We start from the raw sequence: 26726 nt of genomic DNA, 5'->3' as shown, positions 1-26726 counted from the left end.
CCAGGGCACGGGGGCGACGGCCCGTGAGCACGGCGGGGTCCGGCGCTACCCCTTGACCCCCGGGAACAGGGCGAGGAACGGCTCGGCGCTCGCCGCGATGCCCCGGCTGTAGGGGGCGTCGAAGTCCCAGATCAGGAAGAGCATGAAGGCGATGGTCGCGGAGAACAGCCCGGCCAGGACCAGTTCCCGCCGGGTGCGCCGGATCTGCAGCGCGAAGACCATGCCGATGGTGATCAGCGCCCCGAAGAGCAGTCCGAACCACACCACGGCCGGCATGGTCGCGCCCGTGGAGTCGGCGCGCGCGGTGCGCGCCTGGTCGGCGGCGGCGACCTGGTCGAGCAGCGGCTGGTAGGCCTGCGCCTCGAAGTCGTTCGCCGGCTGGTAGTCCGTGATGTCGTGGCGGACCCGCGCCAGCATGTCGCCGCCCCGCTCGGTCACCCGCCCGTGGCGGGTCATCGCCTGCCACTCGGTGGTCACGACCTGGCCGACATAGGCGTCGACGTCCTCCCGGATGCGGTCCCGGACGGCCGGGGGATAGACCCGGACCCGCTCGGAGATCTCGTGCAGCGCCTGGGCCTCGGCCTGCACATGGTCCTGGGCGGCGCTGCGCGCCTCCCACACGCCCGCGATGGCCAGGCCCAGGACGATGGCGTACACGACGCCGATCCACATGGTCATGTACTCGATGACGTCCGGGGTCTCGCTGGGGTCCTCGTCCTCGGGGGCCCGCTTGTGCCGGACGAGGGTGATGACCACCACCACGGCACAGGCCCCCAGCATCGCGAGGACGAGAACAAGCCAATCCGACAACAGGTGCCTCCTGAGGTGAGCGGCGGGTGCGTCAGCGCGGGCGCAGTGCCGCGACGGCGACGATCGCGGGAACGGTGATGAGCAGGACGTAGGTGACCGGTGTGGTGGGGGCGGACGGGGCGTGGCGGACCGCCCGCGGGTGGTACGCGGGGTAGCTCACCGGGGTCGCGGAGGGCCGCGGGGCGGGCTCGGTCGGCCTCGGCTTCGGCTCGGGCTTCGGGACCGGCCGGGGCGGTGGAGGAGCGGGCGGCGGAACCGGGGCGGGCCGGGCCGCCGGTGCCGGTCGCGGCGGGGCCTTCGGGACCGGCGCCGGACGAGGCGTGGGCTTCGGCTTCGGCTTCGGTGGAGGCGGAGGCGGAGGCGGAGGCGGTGGTGGTGGCGGCGTCGGTGCAGGCGGGGGAGTGGGCGGCGGGGTGGGCTCCGAGCAGGGCGGGAAGGGCGGCCAGGCCGCGGAGTCCCCCGCCACGGCCACCGCCACCACGCCGTCCGGGCCCGTCGAGGCGTAGGCGCAGGCGTCGGCCGACGCGGTCCCGACCGGGCAGCCCGCCAGGGTCCAGGTCAGCGCCAGCACGGCCAGCACCCGTGCGGCGGGCGCGCGTCGAGTCACTTCGGGTCCATGCACGACGGAGATCATGTGGTCCGCGGAACGGTCCTACGCCGGAGTGTCCCGGGATTGGCCCGAAGGGGGGACATGGCGCCATCCGGGGTTTGGCGGGCGGAAGTGACCCGAAATGGCCGAAAGGTGCCGCCGCAGGTTTCCCCCCCGCGGGCGACGCGTCACAGGGTCCGGAAAGAAATTCGCCCCCGGATTGAACACCCCCACCCCCGGCTTGCGTACCCATGGCCGTGCGGCGGCGCAGCGAGGCGCTGCAGGCGCTGCAATATTCAGGCGAATTTGGGGAGTTGACGATGAAGACCTCCTGGCGGACCGCCTCACTGGTGGCCACAGCCGCTTCGGTGCTGGCGCTGACGACGGCGTGCGGTCAGGACAACACCACCCCTCCGGCCTCGGCGGCCCAGAACGTCGGCGCCACGGCCGCGGCGGTCCCGGGCACGGGCACCGGGACCAGCACCGGCACCGGTGCGGGCAACGGCTACGGTGCCGACGGCAACCAGAACTCCAGCTCCCCGAGCCCCGCCGCCCCGGCGGGCAAGCTGACCGTGGCCAGCAACCCGGACCTGGGCAAGGTGGTGACGGACGGCTCCGGCCTGACCCTGTACCGGTTCGACAAGGACACCGCCAACCCGCCCAAGTCGAACTGTGCCGGTGACTGCGCCACCACCTGGCCCCCGGTCCCGGCCGACGACGCCGCCGCCGGCGCCGGCATCGACAAGGCGCTGCTCGGCGAGGTCACCCGGGCCGACGGCAGCAAGCAGCTGACCATCGCCGGCTGGCCCGCGTACCGCTACGCCAAGGACGTCAACTCCGGTGACGTCAACGGCCAGGGCGTGGGCGGCAAGTGGTTCGCGCTCGCCCCCGACGGCAAGAAGGCCTCCCTGACCTCCCTGCCCGGCCTGTCCGTCCGCAAGGACGCCAAGCTCGGCGACATCGTCGTGGACCGCAACGGCATGACGGTCTACCGCTTCCTGAAGGACAAGGCATGGCCGAAGTCCGTCTCCAACTGCACCGGTGCCTGCCTGGAGAAGTGGCCCGCGGTCGCCCCCGTGCCGGCCGCCGACACCAAGGGCGTGCAGAAGAAGGGCCTGATGGGCTTCACCCGGCCCGACGGCACCAAGCAGATGACCGTCGACTGCTGGCCGATCTACACCTTCTCCGGCGACAAGGCCGCCGGTGACACCAACGGTCAGGGCGTGGGCGGCACCTGGTACGCCGTGCGCCCCGACGGCAAGCCGGTCGGCGTGCCGGGCAAGTAAGGATCACCTCCCCAGGGTCGATCGCCCCGCCCCCGGCGCCTGACCGAAGGTCCGCCCCCTCCGACCGCACGGAGGGGGCGGACCGCTGTGCGCGGGGCGGTCACCGAACGGGACAGGACGGGCACTTGCCGCAGGCAGTGACCGGGAACGGATGGTCAATTTCCGTTTCAGGTCGCTCCATTGGCGGGCGATCAGTAGCCTCAGCTCGAACACCGGATCGCCTGCTGTCGTCGTCCACCCCTTGGAGAGATACATGGAGCGTCCCGCCTGGGCACCCCGGAGCATCGACATCTCGGTGCCGAGCGTTTCGCGTATCTACGACTTCTACCTGGGCGGTTCGCACAACTTCGAGGTCGACCGGGAAGCGGCCCGCAAGGCCATGGAGTTCATGCCGGGCCTGCCGAAGATCATGCAGGCCAACCGGGCGTTCATGCGCCGGGCCGTGCGCTTCGCCGCCGCCGAGGGCATCACCCAGTTCCTCGACATCGGCTCGGGCATCCCGACGTACGGCAACGTCCACGAGGTGGCCCAGGCGGCCGCACCGGGAGCCCGCGTCGTCTACGTCGACCACGACCCGGTGGCGGTGGCGCACAGCCAGGCGGTGCTGGCGGGCAACGAGAGCGCCGACGTGATCGCGGCCGACCTGCGCAAGCCCCAGGAGATCCTCGCGAGCGCCCCGCTGCGGCGGCTCATCGACCTGAATCGGCCAGTCGCCCTGCTCCTCGTTGCCATACTGCACTTCGTGGAAGACGCGGACGACCCTTACGCTGCGGTGGCCGAACTGCGCGCGGCACTCGCGCCCGGCAGCCTGCTGATCCTGACCCACGCCTCGTACGAGGGGATCCCGGTCCCGGCGGAGCGGGCCGAGGGCACGGTCGACGTGTACAAGGACATCCGCAATCCGCTGATCATGCGTTCGCGCGACGACATCGCGCGGTTCTTCGAGGGGTACGACATGGTGGAACCCGGACTGGTGCCGATGCCGCTCTGGCGGGCGGAGTCGGCGCCGGAGGAGGAGGATCCGTACGCCTTCTCCGGATTCGCCGGCGTGGGGCGTACGGCGTGACCGCGGAGCCGGACGGACCGGAGGACAGACTCCGCCGGTTCGCGACGATATGGAGCCGGGCGGTCTTCCCCGTCGCCTCCACGTCGCTGACCCGCGCCGAGTTCGAGGCGGAACTCCTGCCGCTCGCCCGCCGGTTGAGCGAGCTGCTGCGGGCCCGCGGCTTCGCCGCCGAGGACGCCCGGGCGGTCGGCGCCGCGCTGGTCGGCGCGCACTGCACCGACCCCGAGGCACTCGCCCGCACCCTGGACTGCGTCGACGCCTACCTCGTCCTGTACTGCGGCGGGGACGGCCCCCAGGACGAACTGCGCATGCGCTCCTCGCGGTTGCAGCACGCGATGGCCGCCGGCTACGCGCAGTCCCTGCGGACCCGCACCCTGGCCGAGCAGGAGGCCATCGCGCAGGCCGCGTTGCAGGCGCAGGGCGTGGTGGCCCAGGCGCTGCACATCAGCGAGGCACGCTTCCGCGCCGTCTTCGAGGGCGCTGCCATAGGGATCGGCATCGCCGACCTCGACGGCAACGTCCTGCAGGTCAACAAGGCGCTGCTGCGCATGTTCGGCCTCTCCGAGCAGTCGCTGCGCGGCCGCCGGGTGCTGGACTGGGTGCACCCCGAGGACGCGCCGCAGACCTGGAAGCTCTACGAGGAGCTCGTCCGCGGCGACCGCGAGCACTACCACGTCGAGAAGGCGTTCAACCGCCCCGACGGCACGGCGCTGTGGACCAACCTGACGGTCTCCCTGCTGCGCGACGCCGACGGCGCACCGCAGTACCAGCTCGCCCTCATGGAGGACACCACCGAGCGCCGCCTGCTCAACCTCCGGCTGCGCTACGAGGCCACGCACGACGCCCTCACGGGCCTGCCCAACCGCACGCTGTTCTTCGAGCGCCTGGAGAAGGCCCTGGCCGCCGGCGACGGCCAGCGCTTCGGGCTCTGCTACCTCGACCTGGACGGCTTCAAGACCATCAACGACAGCCTCGGCCACGCCGCCGGCGACCGGCTGCTGGTGGAGGTCGCCGACCGGCTGCAGTCCTGCGCGACCGCGCCCGGCGAGATGGTCGCGCGGCTCGGCGGCGACGAGTTCGTGGCCCTGACCACCGGTACGGACACCGAGCGCGAGGTCGACGAACTGGCCGAGCGCATCATGAACGCGCTGGTCACCCCGATCAGCATCGACGGCCGCGACCTGATGGTCCGCGGCAGCCTCGGCATCGTCGAGGGCCCGGCGGGCGAGCGCACCGCGGCGGAGGTGCTGCGCAGCGCGGACATCACCATGTACCGGGCCAAGTCGGCGGGCGGCAACCGCTCGGAGCTGGCCGACCCCGAGGCCGACGCCCGGGCCATCACCCGCCACGGCCTGACCACCGCCCTGCCGACGGCCCTGGAGCGCGGCGAGTTCTTCATCGAGTACCAGCCGCTGGTCCACCTCGGCGACGGCAGCGTCCGCGGCGCCGAGGCCCTGGTCCGCTGGCTGCACCCGCAGCACGGCGTCCTCGGGCCCGACCGCTTCATCCCGCTCGCCGAGCACACGGGCCTGATCGTGCCGCTCGGCCGCTGGGTGCTGGAGGAGTCCATCCGCCAGGCCCGCGCCTGGCGGGAACGGTTCGGCGACGGTACGGCGGCGGGCCCGCTCCGCATCAACGTCAACCTCTCGCCCTGCCAGCTGACCCACCCCGGGCTGGTCCAGGACACGATCGACATCCTCGAACGCGCCGGGGTCACGCCGGACGCCCTGTGCCTGGAGGTCACCGAGTCCGCGCTGATCGGCGCCGACGACGACCGTCTCAAACCGCTGCGCCGGCTGGCCGAGATGGGCGTCGACATCGCCCTGGACGACTTCGGCACCGGCTACTCGAACCTGGCGAACCTGCGCCGCCTGCCGGTGAGCGTCCTCAAACTGGACCGCTCCTTCACCCAGGGCATGCAGCAGTTCCCCGCCGACCCCGTCGACCTCAAGATCGTCGAGGGGATCGTGTCCCTGGCCCACAGCCTCGACCTGGCGGTCACCGTGGAGGGCGTGGAGACGGGCGCCCAGGCCGAGCAGCTCCGCATACTGGGCTGCGACACGGCCCAGGGCTGGTACTACGCCCGCCCGGGCCCGCCGGAGAGGCTGCACGACCTGGCCCTGGCGGACGCCTCGGGGTGAGGGGCCCGGCTGCCCAGGGCCTCTCGTTCGGATCATGCCGGGCTCGCGGGGTCCGGCCTGATCCGAACGAAAGACCCTAGCCCGCCCGCGCGGCCCCGGCCTCCTCGGCCACGGCCGTGGCGGTGCGGACCAGGGCGGCCGTGGCCGTCGACCGCGACTGCTGCGGCCAGGCGATGGCGAGGGTGACGGGCGGGGCGTCGCGGACCGGCCGGTAGACGACGCCGGGACGCGGATACCGGTCGGCCACGGAGGCGGGCAGCAGGGGGACGGCGTCGCCCAGGCCGACGAGCGTGAGCAACTGGGCGAGGTCCTTGCCCCCGGCGGCCGATCCCGGCCAGGTGGCGCTCCAGGTCGTCGGGGCGCAGCCCGAGGTCGGCCAGGAGCAGGTGGCCGCGGCCGGCGAGCGGGTGGGCGGCGGACAGGGCCGCGACCCGGTCCTCGCTGACCAGGGGCTCGTGGTCCAGTCCGGTGCGGTCGAACGGTTCGTGGACGAGGGCCGCGTCGGCCTCGCCCTGGCGCAGCAGCCGGGGCTGCTCGCGCCAGCCGCACAACCGGACCGTGACCGGGACGGCTGCCGGCTCGGCCGCGTATCGCCGCAGGACGGGCTCCAGCAGTCCGGCGTCGCCGTCGGCCTTGACGGCGAGCACCAGCGTCCGCTCGGGCCGCGCGGCGCGCTGGGCCCGGCGCCCGGCCGCCTGGAGGGCGTCCAGGGCGATCCGGGCCTCCGCGAGCAGCACCTCGCCGGCCGGGGTGAGGGTCACGCTGTGGGTGGTCCGCTCGAACAGGACGACGCCCAGGTCGGACTCCAGCCGGCGGATCGCACGGGACAGGGGCGGCGGCGAGATGCCCAGCCGCCCCGCCGCGCGGGCGAAGTTCAGCTCTTCGGCGACGGCCACGAAATAGCGCAGCGGACGGGACTCCACGACTTCCCCGGGGTTCTGCGATCGGTATTGCCTCGAGGGTAACAACCGGGAGCGGATCGGTCCTTCAGTCGCGGGGGCTCCGGACGGACGATCGACCAGCGGAACGACCGCTCCCGCCTCTTAACGCACACTGGAGTCTTCCTGTGATCGTCCTGACCACGCCCACCGGGCAGATCGGCCGGCGCCTGCTCGACCGCCTCCTCGACACCCCGGCCGACGTCACCGGCCCGCTGCGGGTGATCGTCCGCGATCCCGCCCGCCTGGCCCCGCGGGCCCGGGAGCACGCGGAGGTCTTCCAGGGCTCGCACGCCGACCCCCGCGTCCTCGCCGCGGCCTGCGCGGGCGCCGACCAGGTGTTCTGGCTGGTGCCCCCGACCCCCGGCGCCCCGAGCGTCGAAGACCACTTCCGCGCCTTCACCGAGCCGTTGTGTGAGGTGATCCGGGACCAGGGCGTGCGCAGGGTGGTCACCGTGTCCACGCTGGGCCGGGCGGTGGCGAAGAACGCCGGGCCGATCTCGGCGTCGCTCACCATGGACGAACGGATCCGCGCGACCGGGGCGCACCACCGCGCGCTGTGCCCGCCCTTCCTGATGGAGAACCTGCTCGGCCAGGCCCAGGCCATCCGGGACCAGGGCGAGTTCCGGCTGACCATGACCGAGGACCGCGTCCTGCGCACCTGCGCCACCCGCGACATCGCCGCCACCGCGGCCCGGCTCCTGCTGGACGGCTCCTGGACCGGGCAGGAGGACGTGCCCCTGGTCGGCCCCGACGCGCTCACCACCGAGGGCATGGCCCGGGTCGTCTCCGAGGTGCTGGGGCGGCCCGTGCGGGTACGCCTGACCGGCGTGGCGCAGTACCGGGCGGCGCTCCTGGAGCGCGGCGCCTCCGAGGCGTGGGCGCAGGGTCTGGCCGACATGGCGCAGGCCCTGGAGGAGCAGGGCTTCTACGGCGCCGAGGCGCCCGCCACCCCCGGTACCGCGCCCACCGGCTTCCGCACCTGGTGCGAGGAGGAACTCAGGCCCGCCGTCCTGGCCTGAGCCCCCGGCGCCGCCCGGCTCACCGCTCCAGCAGCATCCGCTGCAGTTCCCGGGCGGCGCGGGGCGGAGCCACGTCGCTGCGGTGGGCCAGGGCGATCGTACGGTGCAGGCCCGGGCGCGCCAGCGGGGTGACCCGCAGGCCGCGGCCCGAACGGGTGGCGACCATGCGCGGTACGACGGCCACCCCGAGGCCCGCCCGCACGAAGCCCAGCACGGCGTCCATCTCGCCACCCTCGACCGCGAGATCCGGTTCGAAGCCCTCGGCGCGGCATGCGGCGACCGTCAGCTCGCGCAGGTCGTAACCGTGGCGGAACATCACGAGACGCTCGCCCTCCAGGTCCGCGATGCGCACGTGGCGCCCTCCCGGGCCACCGGGCGCGGGCGCCTCCGGTGAGGACACCACCACCAGGTCCTCCCGCAGCAGCTCCACCGTGGTCAGCGCGGGCGAGGGCGTGGGCAGCGGAAGCACGACCAGGGCGAGGTCGAGGGCGCCCCGGGCCAGTTCCCGCACCAGGTCGTGCGAACCGCCCTCCTCGATCAGCAGCCGGATGCCCGGATACCGGTCGTGGAAGGCGCGCAGCACGTCGGGCAGCAGGCCCGTGCACAGGCTCGGGGTCGCGCCCAGCCTGACCCGGCCCCGGCGCAGCTGCACCAGCTCCTGCACCTCGTGCCGCGCGGTGTCGGCGTCGGCGAGGATCCGGCGGGCCAGCGGCAGCAGCGCCTCGCCGGCGTCGGTGAGCGTGATGTTGCCGCGGGCCCGCAGGAACAGGTCCGCGCCCAGCTCCCGCTCCAGCGCCTTGATCTGCTGCGACAGCGAGGGCTGCGCGACGTGCACGAGATCGGCGGCCCGGGTGAAGTGCCGGGTCTCCGCGACCGCCACGAAGTACTGGAGCTGCTGGAACTGCACGCAGCCAGCATAGTCCTTCCCTATCGAAACCAGCCGCACCATGTCTTGGACCGATGGGGACCTTCGGCCCTAGCGTCTGTTTCCATGGCACTGGCAACGCGGACGGACCGACGGCCGTCCATGGCACGCACCGTGTGGGACTCCACCGTCGGCAAGAAGGCCGTGATGGCGGTCAGCGGGCTGATCATGCTCCTGTACCTGGTCGCGCACATGATCGGGAACCTGAAGATCTACTTCGGGGCGGGCGAGTTCAACCACTACGCCCACTGGCTGCGCACCGTCGGCGAGCCCTTCATGCACTACGAGTGGACGCTCTGGCTGATCCGGATCGTCCTGGTCGCCGCCGTGGTCGCCCACGCCACCTCCGCCTACCAGCTCAGCCGCCGGGACATCCGGGCGCGGCCCGGCAAGTACGTGCACTCCCGGCCCCGGGCGAGCTACGCCACCCGCACCATGCGCTGGGGCGGGATCATCCTCGGCCTGTTCATCGTCTGGCACATCCTGGACCTGACCACCGGAACGGTGCACTCCGGCGGCTTCCAGCCGGGCCACCCGTACCAGAACGTGGTGGACACCTTCTCCACCTGGTACGGCAACGTCGTCTACATCGTCGCGATGCTCGCGCTCGGCCTGCACATCCGGCACGGCTTCTGGAGCGCCGCCCAGACACTCGGCGTCGGCAGCCGGGCCCGCGACCGCGCCCTGAAGACCGTCGCCGACGTCCTCGCGCTGCTGCTCACGGCCGGCTTCGTCGCCGTACCCGTGGGCGTCATGACCGGAGTGGTGAGCTGACATGACAACCTACGCCGACTACCGCACGGGCGAGCCCGTCGCCGACACCAAGGCGCCGTCCGGCCCCGTCCACGAGCGCTGGGACAAGCGCCGCTTCGAGGCCAAGCTGGTCAACCCCGCCAACCGGCGCAAGCACACGGTCATCGTCGTCGGCACCGGCCTCGCGGGCGGCTCCGCGGGCGCCACGCTCGCCGAACAGGGCTACCACGTCGTCCAGTTCTGCTACCAGGACTCCCCGCGCCGCGCCCACTCCATCGCCGCGCAGGGCGGCATCAACGCGGCGAAGAACTACCGCAACGACGGCGACTCCGTCCACCGCCTGTTCTACGACACCGTCAAGGGCGGCGACTTCCGCGCCCGCGAGTCCAACGTGCACCGCCTCGCCCAGATCTCGGTGGAGATCATCGACCAGTGCGTGGCCCAGGGCGTGCCCTTCGCCCGCGAGTACGGCGGCCTGCTCGACACCCGCTCCTTCGGCGGCGTCCAGGTCTCCCGCACCTTCTACGCCCGCGGCCAGACGGGCCAGCAGCTGCTGCTCGGCGCCTACCAGGCACTGTCGCGGCAGATCGCCGCCGGAAACGTCGAGATGCACCCGCGCACCGAGATGCTCGACCTGATCGTGATCGACGGCCGCGCCCGCGGCATCGTCGCCCGCGACCTGGTCACCGGGAAGATCGACACCTACTTCGCGGACGCCGTGGTCCTCGCCTCCGGCGGCTACGGCAACGTCTTCTACCTGTCGACCAACGCCATGAACTCCAACGCGACCGCCGTCTGGCGGGCGCACCGGCGCGGCGCGTACTTCGCCAACCCCTGCTTCACGCAGATCCACCCGACCTGCATCCCGCGCACCGGCGACCACCAGTCCAAGCTCACCCTGATGAGCGAGTCGCTGCGCAACGACGGCCGCATCTGGGTGCCCAGGGCGAAGGGCGACGACCGCCCGCCGAACGAGATCCCCGAGGACGAGCGCGACTACTACCTGGAGCGCATCTACCCCTCCTTCGGCAACCTCGTGCCCCGCGACATCGCCTCCCGCGCCGCCAAGAACGTCTGCGACGAGGGCCGCGGCGTCGGCCCCGGCGGGCAGGGCGTCTACCTCGACTTCGCCGACGCGATCCGGCGCATGGGACGGGCGGCCGTCGAGGCCAAGTACGGCAACCTGTTCGACATGTACCAGCGGATCACCGACGAGGACCCGTACCAGGTGCCGATGCGGATCTACCCGGCGGTGCACTACACGATGGGCGGCCTGTGGGTCGACTACGACCTGCAGACCACCGTCCCGGGCCTGTTCGCCATCGGCGAGGCGAACTTCTCCGACCACGGCGCCAACCGCCTCGGCGCCTCCGCGCTGATGCAGGGCCTCGCCGACGGCTACTTCGTGCTGCCGGCCACCATCAACGACTACCTGGCCCGCAACCCGCACCAGGAGCCCGTCACCGACGGGCACCCTGCGGTGCGCGAGGTGCTGGCCGAGACCGAGGACCGGCTCAACCTGCTGCTGGCCGTCGACGGCGACCGCACCCCGGACTCCTTCCACCGCGAACTCGGCGAGCTGATGTGGGAGTTCTGCGGCATGGCCCGCACCGACACGGGGCTGCGCAAGGCCCTGGAACGCATCCCGCAGATCCGCGAGGAGTTCTGGCGCCGCATCAAGGTCCCCGGCACCGGCGAGGAGTTCAACCAGTCGCTGGAGAAGGCCAACCGCATCGTCGACTACCTGGAGCTCGCCGAGCTGATGTGCCTCGACGCGCTGCACCGCGCCGAGTCCTGCGGCGGCCACTTCCGCGAGGAGTCCCAGACCCCGGACGGCGAAGCCGCCCGCCGGGACGACGAGTTCGGCTACGCCGCCGCCTGGGAGTTCACGGGTACGGGCGCCGCCCCCACCCTGCACAAGGAAGACCTGGTCTTCGAGTACGTCCACCCCACCCAGCGGAGCTACGCATGAAGCTCACCCTGCGCGTCTGGCGGCAGAAGAACGCCGACGCCGACGGAGCGATGTCCACGTACGAGGTGGACGGCATCTCGTCCGACATGTCCTTCCTGGAGATGCTGGACGTCCTCAACGAACAGCTCATCCTCTCCGGCGAGGAGCCGGTCGCCTTCGACCACGACTGCCGCGAGGGCATCTGCGGCGCCTGCTCGCTCGTCATCAACGGCGAGGCCCACGGCCCCGAGCGCACCACCACCTGCCAGCTGCACATGCGGTCCTTCCAGGACGGCGACACGATCGACATCGAGCCGTGGCGGGCGTCCGCCTTCCCGGTGATCAAGGACCTGGTCGTGGACCGGTCGGCGTTCGACCGGATCATCCAGGCCGGCGGTTACATCACCGCCCCGACCGGGTCCGCGCCGGAGGCGCACGCGACTCCGGTGCCGAAGCCGGACGCCGACTTCGCCTTCGAGCACGCGGAGTGCATCGGGTGCGGGGCGTGCGTGGCAGCCTGCCCCAACGGCGCGGCGATGCTCTTCACCTCCGCCAAGGTCAACCACCTGAACGTGCTGCCGCAGGGCGCTCCCGAGCGGGAGACGCGCGTGCTGGACATGGTGACCCAGATGGACGCCGAGGGCTTCGGCGGCTGCACGCTGGCCGGGGAATGCGCGACCGCCTGCCCCAAGGGCATCCCGCTGGTGTCCATCACCCGCATGAACAAGGAGTGGCTGAGGGCCACCCGCAAGGCGGGCAAGCGCTGACGCCCCAGCAGACGTTCGCCTCGACACGGCAGGCGAGCGGGCGGGGCCGGGGAGGTGCTCACCCGGCCCCGTCTGGTTCTGCCGGCCCCGACCCCGGCGTTCAGCAATCCCACATCCGCTCTCCCGGCACAGGTCACGCGCACGCCAACCGGCATCGGAAGAACAGGAGCGGCGGGTCGTACGCATCCGGCCCGCCGCACCTTCGCCGCCGAACCGGCCCGTGACCAGGAGAGAGCCATGACCGGCGTGTCCACCCTCGACCGTCCCCCGCAGCCCTCGGCACCCGCCCGCTACACCGTCTCCCTCGCCCGTGACGAGGCCGACGTCCGTGCCGCGCAGCGGCTGCGGCACGACGTCTTCACCGGCGAGATGGGCGCCCTGCTGGCCACCCCGCAGCCCGGCTACGACATCGACCCGTTCGACGCGTACTGCGACCACCTGCTCGTGCGCGACACCCTCACCGGCGAGGTCGTCGGCACCTACCGGCTGCTGCCGCCGGAGCGGGCCGCGGTCGCCGGCCGGCTTTACGCGGAGGGGGAGTTCGATCTCGGCGGGCTGGGCGCCGTCCGGCCCGGGCTGGTCGAGGTCGGCCGCTCCTGCGTGCACCCCGACCACCGCGACGGTGCGGTCATCGGGCTGATCTGGGCCGGCATAGCCCGGTACATGACCGCCGGCGGCCACGAGTGGCTGGCGGGCTGCTGCTCCGTGCCGCTCGGCGACGGCGGCGTCCTCGCCACCGCCACCTGGGAGCGGGTGCGGGCGAAGCACCTCGCGCCGGAGGAGTTCCGGGTACGGCCCCTGCTGCCGTGGATCCCGCGCGCCGAGGCGCCCGCCGGCCGCACCGAACTCCCCGCCCTGCTGCGCGGCTACCTGCGCCTGGGCGCCTGGGTCTGCGGGGAACCCGCGCACGACCCGGACTTCGGGGTCGCCGACCTGTACGTCCTGCTGTCGATGCGCCGGGTCGACCCGCGCTACCTGCGGCACTTCCTCTCCCTCGTACCGGCCTGATGAGCGCCTGGCTGCCCGCCGCGCCCTGCACCCCGGACGCGTGCCTGGCGCCCGCCGGGTCCGTGTCCGTGCCCCGGGCCGTGCTGCGGCTGACGGCGGTCGCGGCCCTGGTGCTGGCCGGGATCGCCCTGTCACCCCTCGGCGGGAGACTTCCCGCCGGGTGGGTCCGGCGGTGGTGCCGGTGGATCGTGCGGGCCGCCGGGGTGCGGGTCCGCCGCACCGGCGCCGCCGCGCCGGCCGGCGGGCTGCTGCTCGTCGCCCACCACGTCTCCTGGCTGGACGTCCCGCTGCTGGCCGCCGTACGCCCCGCCCGGATGCTCGCCAAGCACGAGGTCCGGCAGTGGCCCGTGGCGGGCGCGCTGGCCGCGCGGGGCGGGGTGCTGTTCATCGAGCGCGACCGGCTGCGCGCGCTGCCGGACACGGTGGCCCGGATCGCCCGGGCCCTGCGGGGCGGCGCCGCGGTGGCCGCGTTCCCCGAGGGCAGCACCTGGTGCGGCGCGGAGCACGGCCGGTTCCACCGCGCGGTCTTCCAGGCCGCGCTGGACGCGGGCGTCCCCGTCCTCCCGGTACGGCTGCGCTACCGCCAGGACGGCGGAGCACCGGGGACCGCGGCCGCCTTCGTCGGCGACGACACCCTCGTCGCCTCGTTGTGGCGGGTCGCCCGCGCCCGCGGCCTGCTGGCCGAGGTGGACGTACGACCGCCGATACCCCCCGGCACCCATACCGACCGCCGAGCCCTGGCCGCGGCGTCCGAGCCGTCCGCCCCGGACCCCGACCGCCCTCACCGCGCCCTCCACGCGCGGAGCGTGCCCGCGGCGCGCCCGGCCTGACGGCGTGCCTGGCCGCTTTCCGGACCGGGGGCCCGTCCGGCTCCGTGTCCCGGAACGCACCTGGGCGCGCCGGGCCCGCCGGCCGTTCCGAGTGCGGGGTGCGTCCCGGACGCCGCCCTGCCCGGCGAGACCGGCCGGGTGGGGCGCGCGGTGCAGCCGGCCGTCGCCGCGACGGTGACCGCGTTCGTCATTCCGCACCGGGAGCGCACCGGGAGCGCACCGGGGCCGCGGCCGGGCGCACGGCGTTCCCGGAGGCACCGGGCGGCCTGCACGGCGCCCGGCCGGGAACGCGGGTCCGCCCGGGGCCGCGGCCGGCCGCACGGCGTTCCCGGAGGCACCGGGCGGCCTGCACGGCGCCCGGCCGGGAACGCGGGTCCGGCGGGCCTCGGACTCGGGTGTGAGCCGAGCCGGTGCGGGAGGCGTCGGGGCCGGGGTCGCCCGGCTCTTCCCGTCCCTGCGGCCGGGTCCGGCCGTCAGCCGGCCCCGGGCAGGGACGGAACAGGCGGGCCCGGGACGTGCAGTGGCCCGTGCCCACCCGCCGCCGGTTCTCGGGCGGCTCCCGTGCTCACGGCATCACCCGGGCCAGATAGGGCGCCGTGACGCTGCCCTCCGCGCCGGCCACCCGGTCGGGTGGGCCGGTCGCCACGATGCGGCCGCCGCGGTCGCCGCCGCCCGGGCCGAGGTCGATCACCCAGTCGGCCTCCGCGACGACGGCCATGTCGTGCTCGACCACGACGACCGTGTGCCCGGCGTCGACGAGCCCCTGGAGCCGGTCCATCAGGACCTCCACGTCGGCCGGGTGCAGCCCGGTCGTCGGCTCGTCCAGCAGGTAGAGGGTGTGGCCGCGCCGCCCCCGTTGCAGCTCGCTCGCCAGCTTGATCCGCTGGGCCTCCCCGCCCGACAGCTCGGTCGCGGGCTGCCCGAGCCGCAGGTAGCCCAGGCCGACGTCCAGCAGGGCGACCAGGCTGCGGGCCGCCGCCGGGGTGTCCGCGAAGAACTCCGCCGCCGCCTCCACCGTCAGGTCCAGCACCTCGGCGATACTGCGGCCCCGGTAGCGCACCCGCAGCGTCTCGGGGTCGTAGCGGGCGCCGCCGCAGTCCGGGCAGGGCGCGTACGTGCTCGGCAGGAACAGCAGCTCGACGCTGACGAACCCCTCGCCCTGGCAGGTCGCGCAGCGCCCCTCCGCCACGTTGAACGAGAACCGGCCGACGCCGTACCCGAGATCCCGGGCCTCCTCCGTACCGGCGAACACCTTGCGCACGACGTCGAACAGACCGGTGTAGGTGGCCAGGTTGGAGCGCGGGGTACGCCCGATCGGCTTCTGGTCCACCCGCACCAGCCGCGTGATCCCGGGCAGGTCCTCCGTCAGCTCGCCGACGAGCGTGGACTTGCCCGAGCCGGAGACACCGGTCACGGCGGTGAACACGCCGAGCGGGAACGCGGCCGTCACCGCGCGCAGGTTGTGCCGGGTCACCGGCCCGGCCCGCAGCCAGCCGCGCGGCTCGCGGACCCGGCGGGCCGGCCCCGGCGCCTCGTCGAAGAGGTGGCGGGCGGTGGCCGACTCCGCCACCGAGGCCAGCTCCGCCACCGGACCGCTGTACAGCACCCGCCCGCCGTGCTCGCCCGCGCCCGGACCGACGTCCACCACCCAGTCGGCGCCGCGCACCACCTCCAGATGGTGCTCCACCACGAACACCGAGTTGCCCGCCGCCTTCAGCCGGTCCAGCACCGCGAGCAGGGCCTCGGTGTCCGCCGGGTGCAACCCCGCCGACGGCTCGTCCAGGACGTACACCACGCCGAACAGCCCGGAGCGCAACTGGGTGGCCAGCCGCAGCCGTTGCAGCTCGCCCGCGGAGAGGGTGGGAGTGGCCCGGTCCAGGCTGAGGTAGCCGAGGCCCAGCTCCACGACCGGCGCGATCCGCGACCGCACGTCCTCCGTCAGCACCCGCGCCGTCTCGCTCGTGCCGTGCAGCAGGCCGGCCAGGTCGATCAGCGGCAGCGCGGCCAGTTCGGCGATGGTCCGGCCGCCGAACGTGACCGCCAGCGCCTCGGGCCGCAGCCTGCTGCCCCCGCACGCCGGGCAGGGCGCACTGGTCAGGAAGCGCTCCGCCTTCGCCCGCAGCGTCGCCGACCTGGTGTCGGAGAACGTCTTCAGCACGTACCGCCGGGCGCTCGTGTACGTGCCCTGGTACGGCCGCTGGATCCGGTCGGCGTCCCGGACCGGGTGGACCGTGACCACCGGCTGCTCGTCGGTGAACAGGATCCACTCCCGCTGCTCGGCGGGCAGCTCGCGCCAGGGCCGGTCCACGTCGTACCCGAGCGTGTCGAGGATGTCGCGCAGGTTCTTGCCCTGCCACGCGCCCGGCCACGCGGCGATCGCGCCCTCGCGGACGGACAGCGCGGGGTCCGGGACCAGCAGCTCCTCGGTGGTGGTGTGCACCCGCCCGAGGCCGTGGCAGGAGGGGCAGGCGCCGGCCGCCGTGTTCGGGGAGAACGCGTCCGAATCGAGCCGCTCGGCCCCCGGCGGGTAGTCGCCGGCCCGGGAGAACAGCATGCGCAGGGAGTTGGACAGGTTGGTGACCGTGCCCACAGAGGAGCGCGCGGTGGGGGCCGCGCGGCGCTGCTGCAGCGAGACCGCGGGCGGCAGCCCGGTGATCTCGCCGACCTTGGGCGCCCCGACCTGGTGGATCAGCCGGCGCGCGTACGGCGCGACCGACTCGAAGTAGCGCCGCTGCGCCTCGGCGTAGACGGTGCCGAACGCCAGCGACGACTTCCCCGAGCCGGACACGCCGGTGAACACGGCGAGGACGTCCCGTGGGACGTCCACGTCGACACCCTTGAGATTGTGCTCGCGGGCACCGCGGACGCGGACGAAGGGATCATGGGGGCTGTGCACCGGGGCGATGGTAGTCCGCCCCGCACCTCAGGTCTGCGGGGGCCGGTCCTGCGGGGTGCCGAACTCGTCCCTCATCTTGTCCTGGGCGGTGTCGACCTGCGACTGGTATTTGTTCCCGGTCCGCTTGTCGACGTAGTCGCCTCCCTTGTCGATGCCCTTGGAGGCCTGGTCCTCGTGGCCCTTGAGCATGCCCTTGATCTTGTCCATGAAGGACATGGCGGCCCTCCTTAGTCGCTTGAGGCTTCACCCCCAGCGTCACCGGACCGGCCGGGGGGCGCATCTCGGGGCGCCCTCGTGCAGACGCGTGTCATATGTGCGACTTTGAGGACATATGTCTGACATGCGGCCGTTGTCGTCGATCCGCCGGCGTCGATCGCTGTTGCAGAAAGGGCCGCCCATGAGCACCCCCGGTTTCGGTTTCGGACGCAGCCCGTTCGAGGAGTTCGACGAGCTGATGTCCCGGTTCTTCGGCGCGGGCGGCCCGGCCGCCTCCGTGCGGCGGCCGCAGCGGATCGACATCGGCAGCCTGCTCTCCGAGCGCGCCCGGGACCTGGTGGCCGAGGCCCGCGACATCGCCGCCGCCGAGGGCAGCGAGGAACTCGACGCCCGCCACCTGCTGGCCGCCGCCACCGGGAACGAGAACACCCGGCGCCTGCTCACCGAGGCCGGCGCCGACCCCGACCGCATCCGCGAGCGGCTCGGCCTCGCCCACGGCGGCGCCGAACGGACCGAACCCACCACGCTGACCCCGGCCGCCAAGCGCGCCCTGTTCGACGCCTACCAGATCTCGCGGGCCGAGGGCGCCTCCTACATCGGCCCCGGCCACCTGCTGCGCGCCCTCGCGGCGAACCCCGAGTCGGCGGCCGGGCAGGCGCTCGGCGACGGCGGCTGGGAGCCCACCCGGCTGCCCACCGAGGGTCCGGCCGAGCGGACGCGCCCGAGCAGCACACCGACCGTCGACGAGTACGGCCGCGACCTCACCGAGGAGGCCCGGGCCGGCCGGCTGGACCCGGTGATCGGCCGGGACGAGGAGGTCGAGCAGACCATCGAGGTCCTCTCCCGGCGCAGCAAGAACAACCCCGTCCTGATCGGCGACCCCGGCGTCGGCAAGACGGCCGTGGTCGAGGGCATCGCCCAGCGGATCGCCGCCGGGGACGTCCCCGGCACCCTCGCCGGCAAGCGGCTGGTCTCCCTGGACCTGGCCGGCATGGTGGCCGGCACCAAGTACCGGGGCGAGTTCGAGGAGCGACTGAAGAACCTGCTGGCCGAGGTCCGCGAGCACAGCGACGAACTCGTGCTGTTCCTCGACGAGATGCACACCGTGGTCGGTGCCGGAGCGGGCGGCGAGGGCGCCATGGACGCCGGCAACATGCTCAAGCCGGCCCTGGCCCGCGGCGAGCTGCACCTCATCGGCGCGACGACCGTGGACGAGTACCGCAGGCACATCGAGAAGGACGCCGCCCTCGAGCGCCGCTTCGCTCCCATCCTGGTCGGCGAGCCGAGCGTGGACGACACCATCGAGATCCTGCGCGGACTGCGCGACCGCTACGAGGCCCACCACCAGGTCCGCATCACCGACGAGGCGGTGGTCGCCGCGGCCGAGCTGTCCGACCGGTACATCACCTCCCGCTTCCTGCCCGACAAGGCCATCGACCTGATGGACCAGGCCGCCGCCCGGGTCCGGCTGCGCGCCCGGACACCGCTGGCCGACGCCCGCGAGGTCGAGGACCGCATCGCCGCCCTGAACCGGGAGAAGGACCAGGCGGTCGCCGACGAGGAGTACGAGCGCGCGAAGGACCTGCGCGACCGGATCAGGGACGCGGAGGCAGAACTCGCGCAGGCCGGCCGGCCCGGCGAACAGGCCCCCAAGGTCACCGCCGAGGACATCGCCCAGGTCGTCTCCCGCACCACCGGCATCCCGGTGTCCCAGCTCACCGAGGAGGAGCGGGAGCGGCTGCTGAAGCTGGAGGAGCACCTGCACGAGCGGGTCGTCGGCCAGGACGAGGCGATCACCGCCGTGGCCCGCGCGGTGCGCCGCGCCCGCGCCGGCATGAGCGACCCGAACCGCCCGGTCGGCAGCTTCCTCTTCCTCGGCCCGACCGGCGTCGGCAAGACCGAACTGGCCCGGGCGCTGGCCGCCGCCCTGTTCGGCGACGAGAGCCGCATGATCCGCCTCGACATGAGCGAGTTCCAGGAGCGGCACACCGTCTCCCGGCTGGTCGGCGCGCCCCCCGGGTACGTCGGGCACGAGGAGGCCGGCCAGCTCACCGAGGCGGTCCGCAGGCAGCCGTACGCGGTGCTGCTGCTGGACGAGGTGGAGAAGGCGCATCCCGACGTCTTCAACACCCTGCTGCAGCTCCTGGACGACGGCCGGCTCACCGACGGCCAGGGCCGCACCGTCGACTTCAAGAACACCGTGGTCATCATGACGTCGAACATCGGCGCCGACCGCATCCTGGCCGCCGGCACCGAGGACTACACCAAGGTCCGCGAGTCGGTCATGCCGGTGCTCCACGACCACTTCCGGCCGGAGTTCCTCAACCGCATCGACGAGATCATCGTCTTCCGCGGCCTGGACCGGGCCCAGCTGCGCCGGATCGTGGACCTGCTGCTGGAGCACACCCGGCGCCGGCTGCGCGCGCAGGAGATCTCGCTCGAGGTCACCGACGCCGCCGCCGACCTGCTCGCGGACATCGGGCACCAGCCGGACTTCGGCGCCCGCCCGCTGCGCCGCACCATCCAGCGCGAGGTGGACGACCGCCTCGCCGACCTGCTGCTCGCCGGCCGGCTCGAGCCCGGCGACCGGGCGGTGGCGGACGCGGCGGACGGCGCGGTCGTCATCCGCGCCGAGAATCCGGCCGGCGCCGAGAGCCGATGACCACGACACGGCACCTGGGAGGCACCATGCACCACCGGACGGTCGAGGAACTCATGACCCGGGGCGTCGTCCGGGCCCGGCGCGACACGCCGTTCAAGGAACTCGTCCGGCTGCTGGCGGAGAACGACGTCACCGCCCTGCCCGTGGTGGACGAGCTCGACCGCCCCATGGGCGTGGTGTCCGAGGGCGACCTGCTACGCAAGAGCGCCGACCAGGCCGACCCGTCGGGCACGGTCCCCGTCCCGAACCTGGAGGCGTGGGAGCGGGCCAAGGCCGAGGGCTCCCGGGCCGAGGAGCTGATGTCGGCCCCCGCGGTGTGCGCGCGTCCGGAGTGGAACGTGGTCGAGGCGGCCCGCCTCATGGAGACGCAGGGCGTCAAGCGGCTGCCCGTGGTGGACGAGGCCGACCGGCTCCTGGGCATCGTCAGCCGCGGTGACCTGCTGCGGGTCTTCCTGCGCCGGGACGAGGCCATCCGTGAGGAGATCACCCGGGACGTGCTGCGGCGCACGCTGGGGCTCGAACCGTCGGACGTGACCGTGGAGGTCCGCGACGGCCGGGTCGCCCTCAGCGGCACCGTGGGGCACCGGAGCCTGATCCCCGTCGTGGAGCAGCTGTGCCGCGGCGTCGACGGCGTGGTCTCGGTCACCGAGCACCTCGCGCCCCGGACGGACGACGCCGGGCACTAGGACTGGGGCCCCTCGTTCGGATCATGCCGGGCTCGCGGGCCCTGGCACCGCGCCTCGCCGCGTCGCACGGCACCGGACACCGCTCCCTGATCCGGCCTGATCCGAACGAAAGACCCCAGCGCCGCTACGCGGGCGACTTCGACCGGCCGACCAGGAACCGCGTGGCGTCCGCCAGCGTGGTCAGCTCCGGATAGTCCTCCTCGTCGATGCGCACCCCGGTGCGCTCGGACAGCAGCTCCACCAGGCTGAGGAAATCGAGCGAGTCGAGTTCGAGCACGTCGCGGAACCTCTCGTCCGGCCCGACCACGGAGAAGTCGGCGTCGGGGACGATCCGCGCGATCGACTCCTTGACCACGGACAGGGCCTCGGCCTCGGTCAGCGACTTCATACGGCTCACCACTCCTCCGGTCTCTGCAGCAGCCGGCCGACCGCCGTGAGGTAGCGCGCTCCCACGGCGCCGTCGGTGGCCCGGTGGTCGGCGGCCAGGGTCGCGGTCACCACCGGGCGCACCCCGAGCATGCCTCCCGCCGCCCACGGCCGCTCGACGACCGCGCCGAAGCCGACCAGCGCGACCTGCGGCGGATGGATGACGCCGTACACGCTCTCGACGCCCTGGTCGCCCAGGTTGGTGACGGTCAGCGTGGCGCCGGTCGTCTCGCTGCCGCGCAGCCGGCCCCGGCGGGCCCGCTGGACCAGGTCCCTGAGGCGCCCCATCAGGGCATCGGGCGACAGCGAGTCGGCGTCGTGGATCACCGGCGCGAGCAGTCCGCCCTGCCGCAGCGACACCGCGACACCGAGGTGGACCCCGGAGGCGGGGACGAACCCGCCGTCACGCCAGTGGCCGTTGAGGTCCGGCACCTCGCGTGCCGCCGCGGCGGCGGCCTTCAGCAGCAGGGCCGCGGGCACGAGCCGGTCGGCGGGCGGCCGGCCGCGGTTGTACCGGCGCAGCCAGTCCACGGCCGCCGCGAGGTCGACCGTGGTGGAGAGGTAGTAGTGCGGGATCTCCCGCTTGGAGCGGCTCATGAGCTCGGCGATGACCCGGCGCATGGCGTCTGTGCGCTGGTCGGTGACCGCGCGCGGTCCGCCGTCCGGCGGCCGCTCGGCCGGCGCCCGCGGACCCGGCCGTTCGACCTGGTCCTGGCGGGCGCGTACGGCCGCGTGCACGTCCGCCGCCCGTACGGCGCCGCCGTCCCCGCTGCCCGCCACCCCCGTCAGGTCGACCCCGAGCTCGCGGGCCAGCCGCCGTGCGTACGGGGTGGCCCGCACCCGGGGCCCGAGCGGCGGCCGGGCGTGCTCGACGTCGGCCCGGGTGACGCGGCCCCCGCGCCCGGTGCCGTGCAGCGCCGCCAGGTCCACGCCCCGCGACACCGCGAGGTGCCGCACCAGCGGCCCGGCCCCGAGGGCCGGCGGTGCCTCGGCGGCCACGGGCTGCTCGGCCGGCGCCTCCCCGTGTGCGGGGCGCGGACCCGGCTCCGGCTCCCGGGCCGCCTTGTGCGGCCGCTCCGGCGCGGGTGCGGCGTGTTCGGCCCGTGTCTCCCCGGACTCCTCCCCTGCGGGGCGCCGGGCGGGCGCGGGCTCCTGACCGGCCTTGGGGGGTTCCGGGCGCGGGGCGCCCGGCGCCGCGGTGGCTGTCGCTGCCCCGGCTTGCGTCCCCGCGGGGGTCGGCCCGGCTCCGCCGGGGGCTGGTGGTGGTGACGGGGGTGCGGGGTGCTCGGCCGGTGGCCTCCGGGACTTCTCGCCTGCGGGGCGCCGGGCGGGCTCGGGCTCCCGGCCGGCCGTCGCCGCCCCGCCTCCCGCACGCGCGCGCTTCGGCCCGGCCTCGCCGAGAGCCGCCGGGACGGGCGGCATCGGTGACGGGTGTGCTGGGGCAACCCGTGCGGGTGCCGGGTGTTCGGCCGGTGTCTCCCCGGACTCCGCGTGCACCGGGCCCCGGCCCGGCTCCGCCTCCCGGCGCGCCTTCCGCCGGTGCTTCGGGGGTTCCTGCTGCGGAGGCGCCTGCACCGCGCCGGCCCTCACCGGCTCGCCCGGAGTGCCCGCGCCGCCGACACCCGCGCCCCCGGGCCCGATCACCGCGAGTGGGGCGCCCACCGGTACCCGGGTGCCCGGCGGGACGAGCAGTCGTTCGATCGTGCCGGACTCGAAGCACTCCACCTCGATGGCCGCCTTCTCGGTCTCCACGACGGCCACGACGTCGCCCTTGCGCACCCGGTCCCCGGGGGCCACCAGCCACTCCCGCAGCACCCCTTCGTCCATGTCCGCGCCGAGCGAGGGCATCGTGAACTCGGTCATCCCGGTTCTTCCCCCACCTCGCCGAGCGTGCGCCGCGCGGCCGCGGTGATGGCGTCGGCCTGCGGCAGCGCGGCCTGCTCCAGCCTGCGCGCGTACGGCATGGGAACCTCCGCGCTGCACACCCGCTCGACCGGCGCGTCCAGGTCGTAGAAGTGCTGCTCGGTGAGGCGCGCGGAGATCTCGGCGGCGAGGCTGCCGGTGCGCCAGCCCTCGTCGACGACGACCGCGCGGTGGGTGCGCGCGACCGAACCGCCGACCGTGGCGTCGTCCAGGGGCCGCAGGGTGCGCAGGTCGACGACCTCCGCGCCGATGCCGTCGGCCGCGAGGTCGTCGGCGGCGGCCAGCGCCTTGGGCAGCGAGCCGCCGTAGGTGATCAGCGATACGTCGGTGCCCGGCCGGCGCACGGCCGCGTGGTCGAGGTCCACCGGACCCGGGTCGGCCGGCAGGTCGCCGGAGACGTTGTACAGGCTGCCGTGCTCGAAGATCAGCACCGGGTCGGGGTCGGCGAGCGCGGGCGCCAGCACGCACCGGGCGTCGGTGAGCGTCGCCGGGGCGAGCACGCGCAGGCCGGGGATGTGCGCGTACCAGTTCTCCAGGCTGTGCGAGTGCTGGGCCGCGAGCTGGCGTCCCGCACCGGTGGTCATCCGGATCACGAGCGGCACCGGCAGCTGACCGCCCGACATGTGCAGCAGCGTCGCCGCGTTGTTGAGGATCTGGTCCAGGGCCAGCAGGCTGAAGTTGACGGTCATGATCTCGACGATCGGCCGGAGGCCCGCGAGCGCGGCGCCGATGCCGGTGCCGACGAACGCGGACTCCGACAGCGGGGCGTCGCGGACGCGTTCGGGCCCGAACTCCTCCAGCAGGCCGAGGCTGACGCCGAAGCAGCCGCCGTAGCGGCCCACGTCCTCGCCCATGAGGAACACGCGCTCGTCCGCGCGCATCGCCTCCCGCATCGCCTCGCGCATCGCCTCCCGGTAGGTGGTCTTCCGGGCGGCGGGCGCGGCGGGTGCGGTGGGCTCGCTGGACCCGGCGGGCCCGGCCGTACGGCTGTGGGTCGTGGTCATGGCCGGCTCGCCTTCACCGGGCTGGTGACGTACTTCAGCAGGTCCTCGATGGGCTCCTCGGGCGCCTGGTCGGCCGCCCGGACCGCGGCGTCGATCTCGGCGGCCAGGCGGTCCTCCAGGGCGGTGCGGGCCTCGTCGGACAGCTCCCCGGCCTCCCGCAGCCGCCGGGCGAGCCCCTCGACCGGGTCGCGCTCCTTCCACTGCTCGATCTCCGTCTTGTCGCGGTAGCGGTCGGAGTCGTACATGGAGTGGGCGCGGAAGCGGTAGGTGCGCATCTCCAGGAAGTGCGGCCCGCCCCCGGCGCGCACCCCCTCGGCCGCCCGCCGTGCGGCCTCCTCGACGGCGAGGACGTCCATGCCGTCGACCGCCCAGGCGACCATGCCGTACCCGGCGGCGCGCAGCGCCAGGTCGGTTTGGGCCTGGTGCCGGGCCAGCGCCGTGCCCATCGCGTACAGGTTGTTCTCGCACACCAGCAGCAGCGGCAGGCCCCAGAGCGCCGCCAGGTTGGCGGTCTCGTGGAACTCGCCCTCGGCGAAGGCGCCGTCCCCGAAGAAGCAGCAGGTCACACGATCGCGGTCGGTCATGCGGTCGGCGAGGGCGAGCCCGGCCGCGAGGGGCAGCCCGCCGCCGACGATCGCGTTGCCGCCGTAGAAGCGGCGGCTCACGTCGAACAGGTGCATGGAGCCGCCGCGGCCCCGGCTGCAGCCGGTGACCTTGCCGAACATCTCCGCCATGATCGCCTCGGCCGGCACCCCGCGGGCGAGCGCGTGCCCGTGCTCCCGGTACGTCGACACGACCGCGTCCTCGTCCGTCAGCGCCTCGTTGACGCCGGCGGCCACGGCCTCCTCACCGATGTACAGGTGCATGAAACCCCGGATGCGCGCCGCGCTGTACAGCTCCACGCAGCGTTCCTCGAACCGGCGCACGCGCAGCATCGACTCCAGCAGGGCCAGCCGGTGCGCGGCCGCCCGGCCCGGCCGGGAGGTGGGGCGCCCGGTGCGCGGGGTGCGGGTGGCGCTCATGACGACGGCTCCGTGCTCTCCAGGGTGGACGTGTCGCCCTCGGGCAGCCCGAGTTCCCGGGCCCGCAGCAGGCGGCGCATCACCTTGCCGCTGCGGGTGTGCGGCAGGTGCTCGTCGAAGGCGATCTCGCGGGGTGCCACCGCCGGGCCCAGCCGGCGCCGGGCGAAGGCCAGCAGGTCCCGCCGGGTCGCGGCGCCCGCGTCGAAGCCCGGCCGCAGTGTGACGAACGCCTTGACGACGTTCCCGGCGACCGGGTCGGGCCGGCCGATCACCCCGGCCTCGGCGACCGCCGGATGCTCCATCAGGGCGCTCTCGACCTCGAACGGCCCTATCAGGTGGCCGGCCGACTTGATGACGTCGTCGGCGCGCCCGACGAACCAGTACCAGCCGTCCGCGTCGCGCCGTACCAGGTCGCCGGTGAGGTACCAGCCGCCCGCGAAGGCCGCCGCGGTCCGCGCCTCGTCGTGCAGGTAGCCGCGGAACATGGACGGCCAGCCCGGCCGCAGCGCCAGCTCGCCCTCCGCGCCGGGCTCCGTCAGGACGATGACCCGCCCGTCGGCGACCTCGGCCCGGCCGTCCTCGCCGCGCCGCAGCACCGCCGCCTCCACGCCGGGCAGCGGTCGTCCCATGGAGCCGGGGCGGATCTCGCAGCCGGCGAAGTTGGCGATCATGATGGCGCCGGTCTCCGTCTGCCACCAGTTGTCGTGCACCGGCAGCCCGAGCACGTCCCGTCCCCACACCACGGCCTCCGGGTTGAGCGGTTCGCCGACCGACGCGACGAACCGCAGCGCGCTCAGGTCGAAGGAGCGGGGCAGGTCGTACGGCCCGGTGCGCGGCGTCGTCCGCATCAGCATGCGCAGCGCGGTCGGCGCCGTGTACCAGACGCTCACCCGCTGCCCGGCGAGGATCCGGTACCAGCGGCGGGCGTCGTAGTCGCCCTCGTCGACCACGACCGTCACGCCGTGCATGAGCGGGGCGACGATCCCGTAGGACATGCCGGTGACCCAGCCCGGGTCGGCGGTGCACCAGAAGACGTCGTCCCGGTGCAGGTCGAGGGCGTAGCCCGCGGTGGCGTAGTGGGCCACCGCGGCCTCGTGCACGTGGACCGCCCCCTTCGGGGTGCCCGTGGTGCCGCTCGTGAAGTGCAGCAGGGCCATGTCGTCCGGGGAGGTGGGCGGGACGGTGAACCGGTCGTCCGCGCGGGCCATGAGCGCGTCCAGGGACAGCGTGCCCTCCCGCTCGTCCGCGCCCTCGCCGACGATCAGCACATGGCGCAGGCCGGGCAGGCGGTCGCGCTTCCCGGCGATCTTCCTGCGGTACAGGTCGGCCGTGGTGACCAGCACCCGGGCGTCGCCGAGCCGCAGCCGCTGCGCCACCGGGTCCGGGCCGAACGCGGAGAACAGCGGGCACAGCACACTGGTGTTCTTCAGGGTGCCGAGGACCACGGTGTACAGCTCCGGGCACCGCCCGAGCAGGGTCGTCACCCGGTCGCCGCGCCCGATGCCGAGGCCGCGCAGCACGTTGGCGAACCGCGCCGTGGACCGGGCCAGCTGCGCGTACGTCACGCAGGTGACGGAGTCGTCCCGGCCGACGCAGCGCAGCGCGACCGCGTCGGCGCGGCCCGAGGCCGCGTGCCGGTCCACCGCCTCGTGCGCGATGTTCAGCCCCTGACCGCCGGGCAGCCCCTCCAGCTCCGCCCGCGCCTGCGACCAGGAGAAGCCGGCGCACTCCTTCTCGTAGTCGCCCAGGTTCGGGGCGACGCGAGGCGGACCGTCCTCGCGGATCGTCTCCCACCGCATACGGGC

At 74.0% G+C, this 26726-nt stretch carries 21 protein-coding genes and 1 pseudogene; 11 read left to right on the top strand and 11 right to left on the bottom strand.

All coding sequences use genetic code 11. The features are described 5' to 3' along the window. Positions 1-45: 45 nt before the first annotated feature. Complete coding sequence (locus tag AQJ66_RS22215) at positions 46-810, bottom strand: bestrophin-like domain (RefSeq protein ID WP_079060346.1); 765 nt, start codon at positions 808-810, stop codon at positions 46-48. A gap of 31 nt (positions 811-841) precedes the next feature. After that, on the bottom strand, positions 842-970 hold the full coding sequence (locus AQJ66_RS40660) for a hypothetical protein (protein WP_279617332.1): 129 nt from the start codon (positions 968-970) through the stop codon (positions 842-844). Positions 971-1719: 749 nt separating this feature from the next. Here AQJ66_RS40660 and AQJ66_RS22210 point away from each other — a divergent pair. From AQJ66_RS22210 to AQJ66_RS22200, 3 genes are all read left to right on the top strand, one after another. After that, entirely contained in the window at positions 1720-2685 is a 966-nt protein-coding gene (locus tag AQJ66_RS22210; RefSeq protein ID WP_061925070.1) for an SCO0930 family lipoprotein, read from the top strand. Between the two features lie 253 nt (positions 2686-2938). Then, entirely contained in the window at positions 2939-3751 is an 813-nt protein-coding gene (locus AQJ66_RS22205) for an SAM-dependent methyltransferase (protein WP_061925067.1), read from the top strand. Beyond that, entirely contained in the window at positions 3748-5892 is a 2145-nt protein-coding gene (locus tag AQJ66_RS22200) for a putative bifunctional diguanylate cyclase/phosphodiesterase (protein ID WP_061925064.1), read from the top strand. The genes AQJ66_RS22205 and AQJ66_RS22200 overlap by 4 nt, the downstream gene beginning before the upstream one ends. A 76-nt stretch (positions 5893-5968) precedes the next feature. Here the strand turns inward: AQJ66_RS22200 and AQJ66_RS22195 are convergent. Further along, a pseudogene (locus AQJ66_RS22195) lies at positions 5969-6815 on the bottom strand (LysR family transcriptional regulator). A gap of 143 nt (positions 6816-6958) precedes the next feature. Between AQJ66_RS22195 and AQJ66_RS22190 the strand changes: the two are divergent. Next, on the top strand, positions 6959-7852 hold the full coding sequence (locus AQJ66_RS22190) for an NAD(P)H-binding protein (protein ID WP_061925061.1): 894 nt from the start codon (positions 6959-6961) through the stop codon (positions 7850-7852). A 19-nt stretch (positions 7853-7871) separates the two neighbouring features. On the opposite strand, the gene AQJ66_RS22185 is transcribed toward AQJ66_RS22190, so the two are convergent. Continuing rightward, a complete protein-coding gene (locus AQJ66_RS22185) occupies positions 7872-8759 on the bottom strand; it encodes a LysR family transcriptional regulator (RefSeq protein ID WP_061925058.1) in 888 nt (295 codons plus the stop codon). A gap of 120 nt (positions 8760-8879) precedes the next feature. Between AQJ66_RS22185 and AQJ66_RS22180 the strand changes: the two genes are divergently transcribed. The 5 genes from AQJ66_RS22180 to AQJ66_RS22160 all read left to right on the top strand — a co-directional run bounded on the left by AQJ66_RS22180 (position 8880) and on the right by AQJ66_RS22160 (position 14086). After that, the gene (locus AQJ66_RS22180; protein WP_061925055.1) at positions 8880-9551 is read left to right on the top strand and encodes a succinate dehydrogenase; all 672 of its coding nucleotides are present in this window, start codon (positions 8880-8882) and stop codon (positions 9549-9551) included. 1 nt (position 9552) lies between these two features. Beyond that, positions 9553-11502 (top strand): fumarate reductase/succinate dehydrogenase flavoprotein subunit, encoded by a 1950-nt coding sequence (locus AQJ66_RS22175; RefSeq protein ID WP_061925051.1) that lies wholly within the window; start codon positions 9553-9555, stop codon positions 11500-11502. Then, the gene (locus AQJ66_RS22170) at positions 11499-12248 is read left to right on the top strand and encodes a succinate dehydrogenase/fumarate reductase iron-sulfur subunit (protein ID WP_061925047.1); all 750 of its coding nucleotides are present in this window, start codon (positions 11499-11501) and stop codon (positions 12246-12248) included. Before AQJ66_RS22175 ends, AQJ66_RS22170 begins: the two co-directional genes overlap by 4 nt. Positions 12249-12485: 237 nt before the next feature. Further along, positions 12486-13256, top strand: a complete 771-nt coding sequence (locus AQJ66_RS22165) for a GNAT family N-acetyltransferase (RefSeq protein WP_061925043.1) — start codon at positions 12486-12488, stop codon at positions 13254-13256. Continuing rightward, positions 13256-14086 carry a lysophospholipid acyltransferase family protein gene (locus tag AQJ66_RS22160; protein WP_061925040.1) on the top strand — a complete coding sequence of 277 codons (831 nt, stop codon included), beginning with the start codon at positions 13256-13258 and terminating at the stop codon, positions 14084-14086. The genes AQJ66_RS22165 and AQJ66_RS22160 overlap by 1 nt, the downstream gene beginning before the upstream one ends. A 565-nt stretch (positions 14087-14651) precedes the next feature. Here the strand turns inward: AQJ66_RS22160 and AQJ66_RS22155 are convergent. After that, complete coding sequence (locus AQJ66_RS22155; RefSeq protein WP_061925037.1) at positions 14652-16982, bottom strand: ATP-binding cassette domain-containing protein; 2331 nt, start codon at positions 16980-16982, stop codon at positions 14652-14654. A gap of 27 nt (positions 16983-17009) precedes the next feature. Further along, positions 17010-17198 (bottom strand): antitoxin, encoded by a 189-nt coding sequence (locus AQJ66_RS22150; protein WP_061925034.1) that lies wholly within the window; start codon positions 17196-17198, stop codon positions 17010-17012. Between the two features lie 181 nt (positions 17199-17379). Between AQJ66_RS22150 and AQJ66_RS22145 the strand changes: the two genes are divergently transcribed. Continuing rightward, positions 17380-19860, top strand: coding sequence for an ATP-dependent Clp protease ATP-binding subunit (locus AQJ66_RS22145; protein WP_061925029.1), 2481 nt, complete (start codon positions 17380-17382; stop codon positions 19858-19860). Between the two features lie 26 nt (positions 19861-19886). Beyond that, the gene (locus tag AQJ66_RS22140) at positions 19887-20546 is read left to right on the top strand and encodes a CBS domain-containing protein (RefSeq protein ID WP_061925338.1); all 660 of its coding nucleotides are present in this window, start codon (positions 19887-19889) and stop codon (positions 20544-20546) included. Between the two features lie 124 nt (positions 20547-20670). On the opposite strand, the gene AQJ66_RS22135 is transcribed toward AQJ66_RS22140, so the two are convergent. The 5 genes from AQJ66_RS22135 to acsA are packed head-to-tail and all read right to left on the bottom strand — an operon-like array spanning position 20671 to position 26720. Continuing rightward, a complete protein-coding gene (locus AQJ66_RS22135; protein ID WP_061925026.1) occupies positions 20671-20934 on the bottom strand; it encodes an acyl carrier protein in 264 nt (87 codons plus the stop codon). A gap of 5 nt (positions 20935-20939) precedes the next feature. Beyond that, positions 20940-22835, bottom strand: a complete 1896-nt coding sequence (locus AQJ66_RS22130) for a 2-oxo acid dehydrogenase subunit E2 (protein ID WP_244162888.1) — start codon at positions 22833-22835, stop codon at positions 20940-20942. Next, positions 22832-23899: an alpha-ketoacid dehydrogenase subunit beta gene (locus AQJ66_RS22125; RefSeq protein WP_061925023.1), complete on the bottom strand. Its 1068-nt coding sequence runs from the start codon at positions 23897-23899 to the stop codon at positions 22832-22834. Before AQJ66_RS22125 ends, AQJ66_RS22130 begins: the two co-directional genes overlap by 4 nt. Next, positions 23896-24921, bottom strand: a complete 1026-nt coding sequence (gene pdhA / locus AQJ66_RS22120; RefSeq protein WP_244162887.1) for a pyruvate dehydrogenase (acetyl-transferring) E1 component subunit alpha — start codon at positions 24919-24921, stop codon at positions 23896-23898. The genes AQJ66_RS22125 and pdhA overlap by 4 nt, the downstream gene beginning before the upstream one ends. Beyond that, the gene (acsA, locus tag AQJ66_RS22115) at positions 24918-26720 is read right to left on the bottom strand and encodes an acetate--CoA ligase (protein ID WP_061925020.1); all 1803 of its coding nucleotides are present in this window, start codon (positions 26718-26720) and stop codon (positions 24918-24920) included. The genes pdhA and acsA overlap by 4 nt, the downstream gene beginning before the upstream one ends. Between the last annotated feature and the right edge of the window lie 6 nt (positions 26721-26726).

Source organism: Streptomyces bungoensis (assembly GCF_001514215.1).
GTDB lineage: Bacteria > Actinomycetota > Actinomycetes > Streptomycetales > Streptomycetaceae > Streptomyces > Streptomyces bungoensis.
Note: the sequence above shows the minus strand (reverse complement) of the source record. Positions and strands in the feature narration are given on the sequence as shown.

Coding starts and splice junctions, on each gene's coding strand:
- AQJ66_RS22210 (WP_061925070.1), top strand. CDS start 1,720: ATGAAGACCTCCTGGCGGACCGCCTCACTGGTGGCCACAGCCGCTTCG.
- AQJ66_RS22145 (WP_061925029.1), top strand. CDS start 17,380: ATGAGCACCCCCGGTTTCGGTTTCGGACGCAGCCCGTTCGAGGAGTTC.
- acsA (WP_061925020.1), bottom strand. CDS start 26,720: ATGCGGTGGGAGACGATCCGCGAGGACGGTCCGCCTCGCGTCGCCCCG.
- AQJ66_RS22135 (WP_061925026.1), bottom strand. CDS start 20,934: ATGAAGTCGCTGACCGAGGCCGAGGCCCTGTCCGTGGTCAAGGAGTCG.
- AQJ66_RS22180 (WP_061925055.1), top strand. CDS start 8,880: ATGGCACGCACCGTGTGGGACTCCACCGTCGGCAAGAAGGCCGTGATG.
- AQJ66_RS22140 (WP_061925338.1), top strand. CDS start 19,887: ATGCACCACCGGACGGTCGAGGAACTCATGACCCGGGGCGTCGTCCGG.
- AQJ66_RS22170 (WP_061925047.1), top strand. CDS start 11,499: ATGAAGCTCACCCTGCGCGTCTGGCGGCAGAAGAACGCCGACGCCGAC.
- AQJ66_RS22130 (WP_244162888.1), bottom strand. CDS start 22,835: ATGACCGAGTTCACGATGCCCTCGCTCGGCGCGGACATGGACGAAGGG.
- AQJ66_RS22205 (WP_061925067.1), top strand. CDS start 2,939: ATGGAGCGTCCCGCCTGGGCACCCCGGAGCATCGACATCTCGGTGCCG.
- AQJ66_RS22125 (WP_061925023.1), bottom strand. CDS start 23,899: ATGACCACGACCCACAGCCGTACGGCCGGGCCCGCCGGGTCCAGCGAG.
- pdhA (WP_244162887.1), bottom strand. CDS start 24,921: ATGAGCGCCACCCGCACCCCGCGCACCGGGCGCCCCACCTCCCGGCCG.
- AQJ66_RS22150 (WP_061925034.1), bottom strand. CDS start 17,198: ATGTCCTTCATGGACAAGATCAAGGGCATGCTCAAGGGCCACGAGGAC.
- AQJ66_RS22160 (WP_061925040.1), top strand. CDS start 13,256: ATGAGCGCCTGGCTGCCCGCCGCGCCCTGCACCCCGGACGCGTGCCTG.
- AQJ66_RS22175 (WP_061925051.1), top strand. CDS start 9,553: ATGACAACCTACGCCGACTACCGCACGGGCGAGCCCGTCGCCGACACC.
- AQJ66_RS22165 (WP_061925043.1), top strand. CDS start 12,486: ATGACCGGCGTGTCCACCCTCGACCGTCCCCCGCAGCCCTCGGCACCC.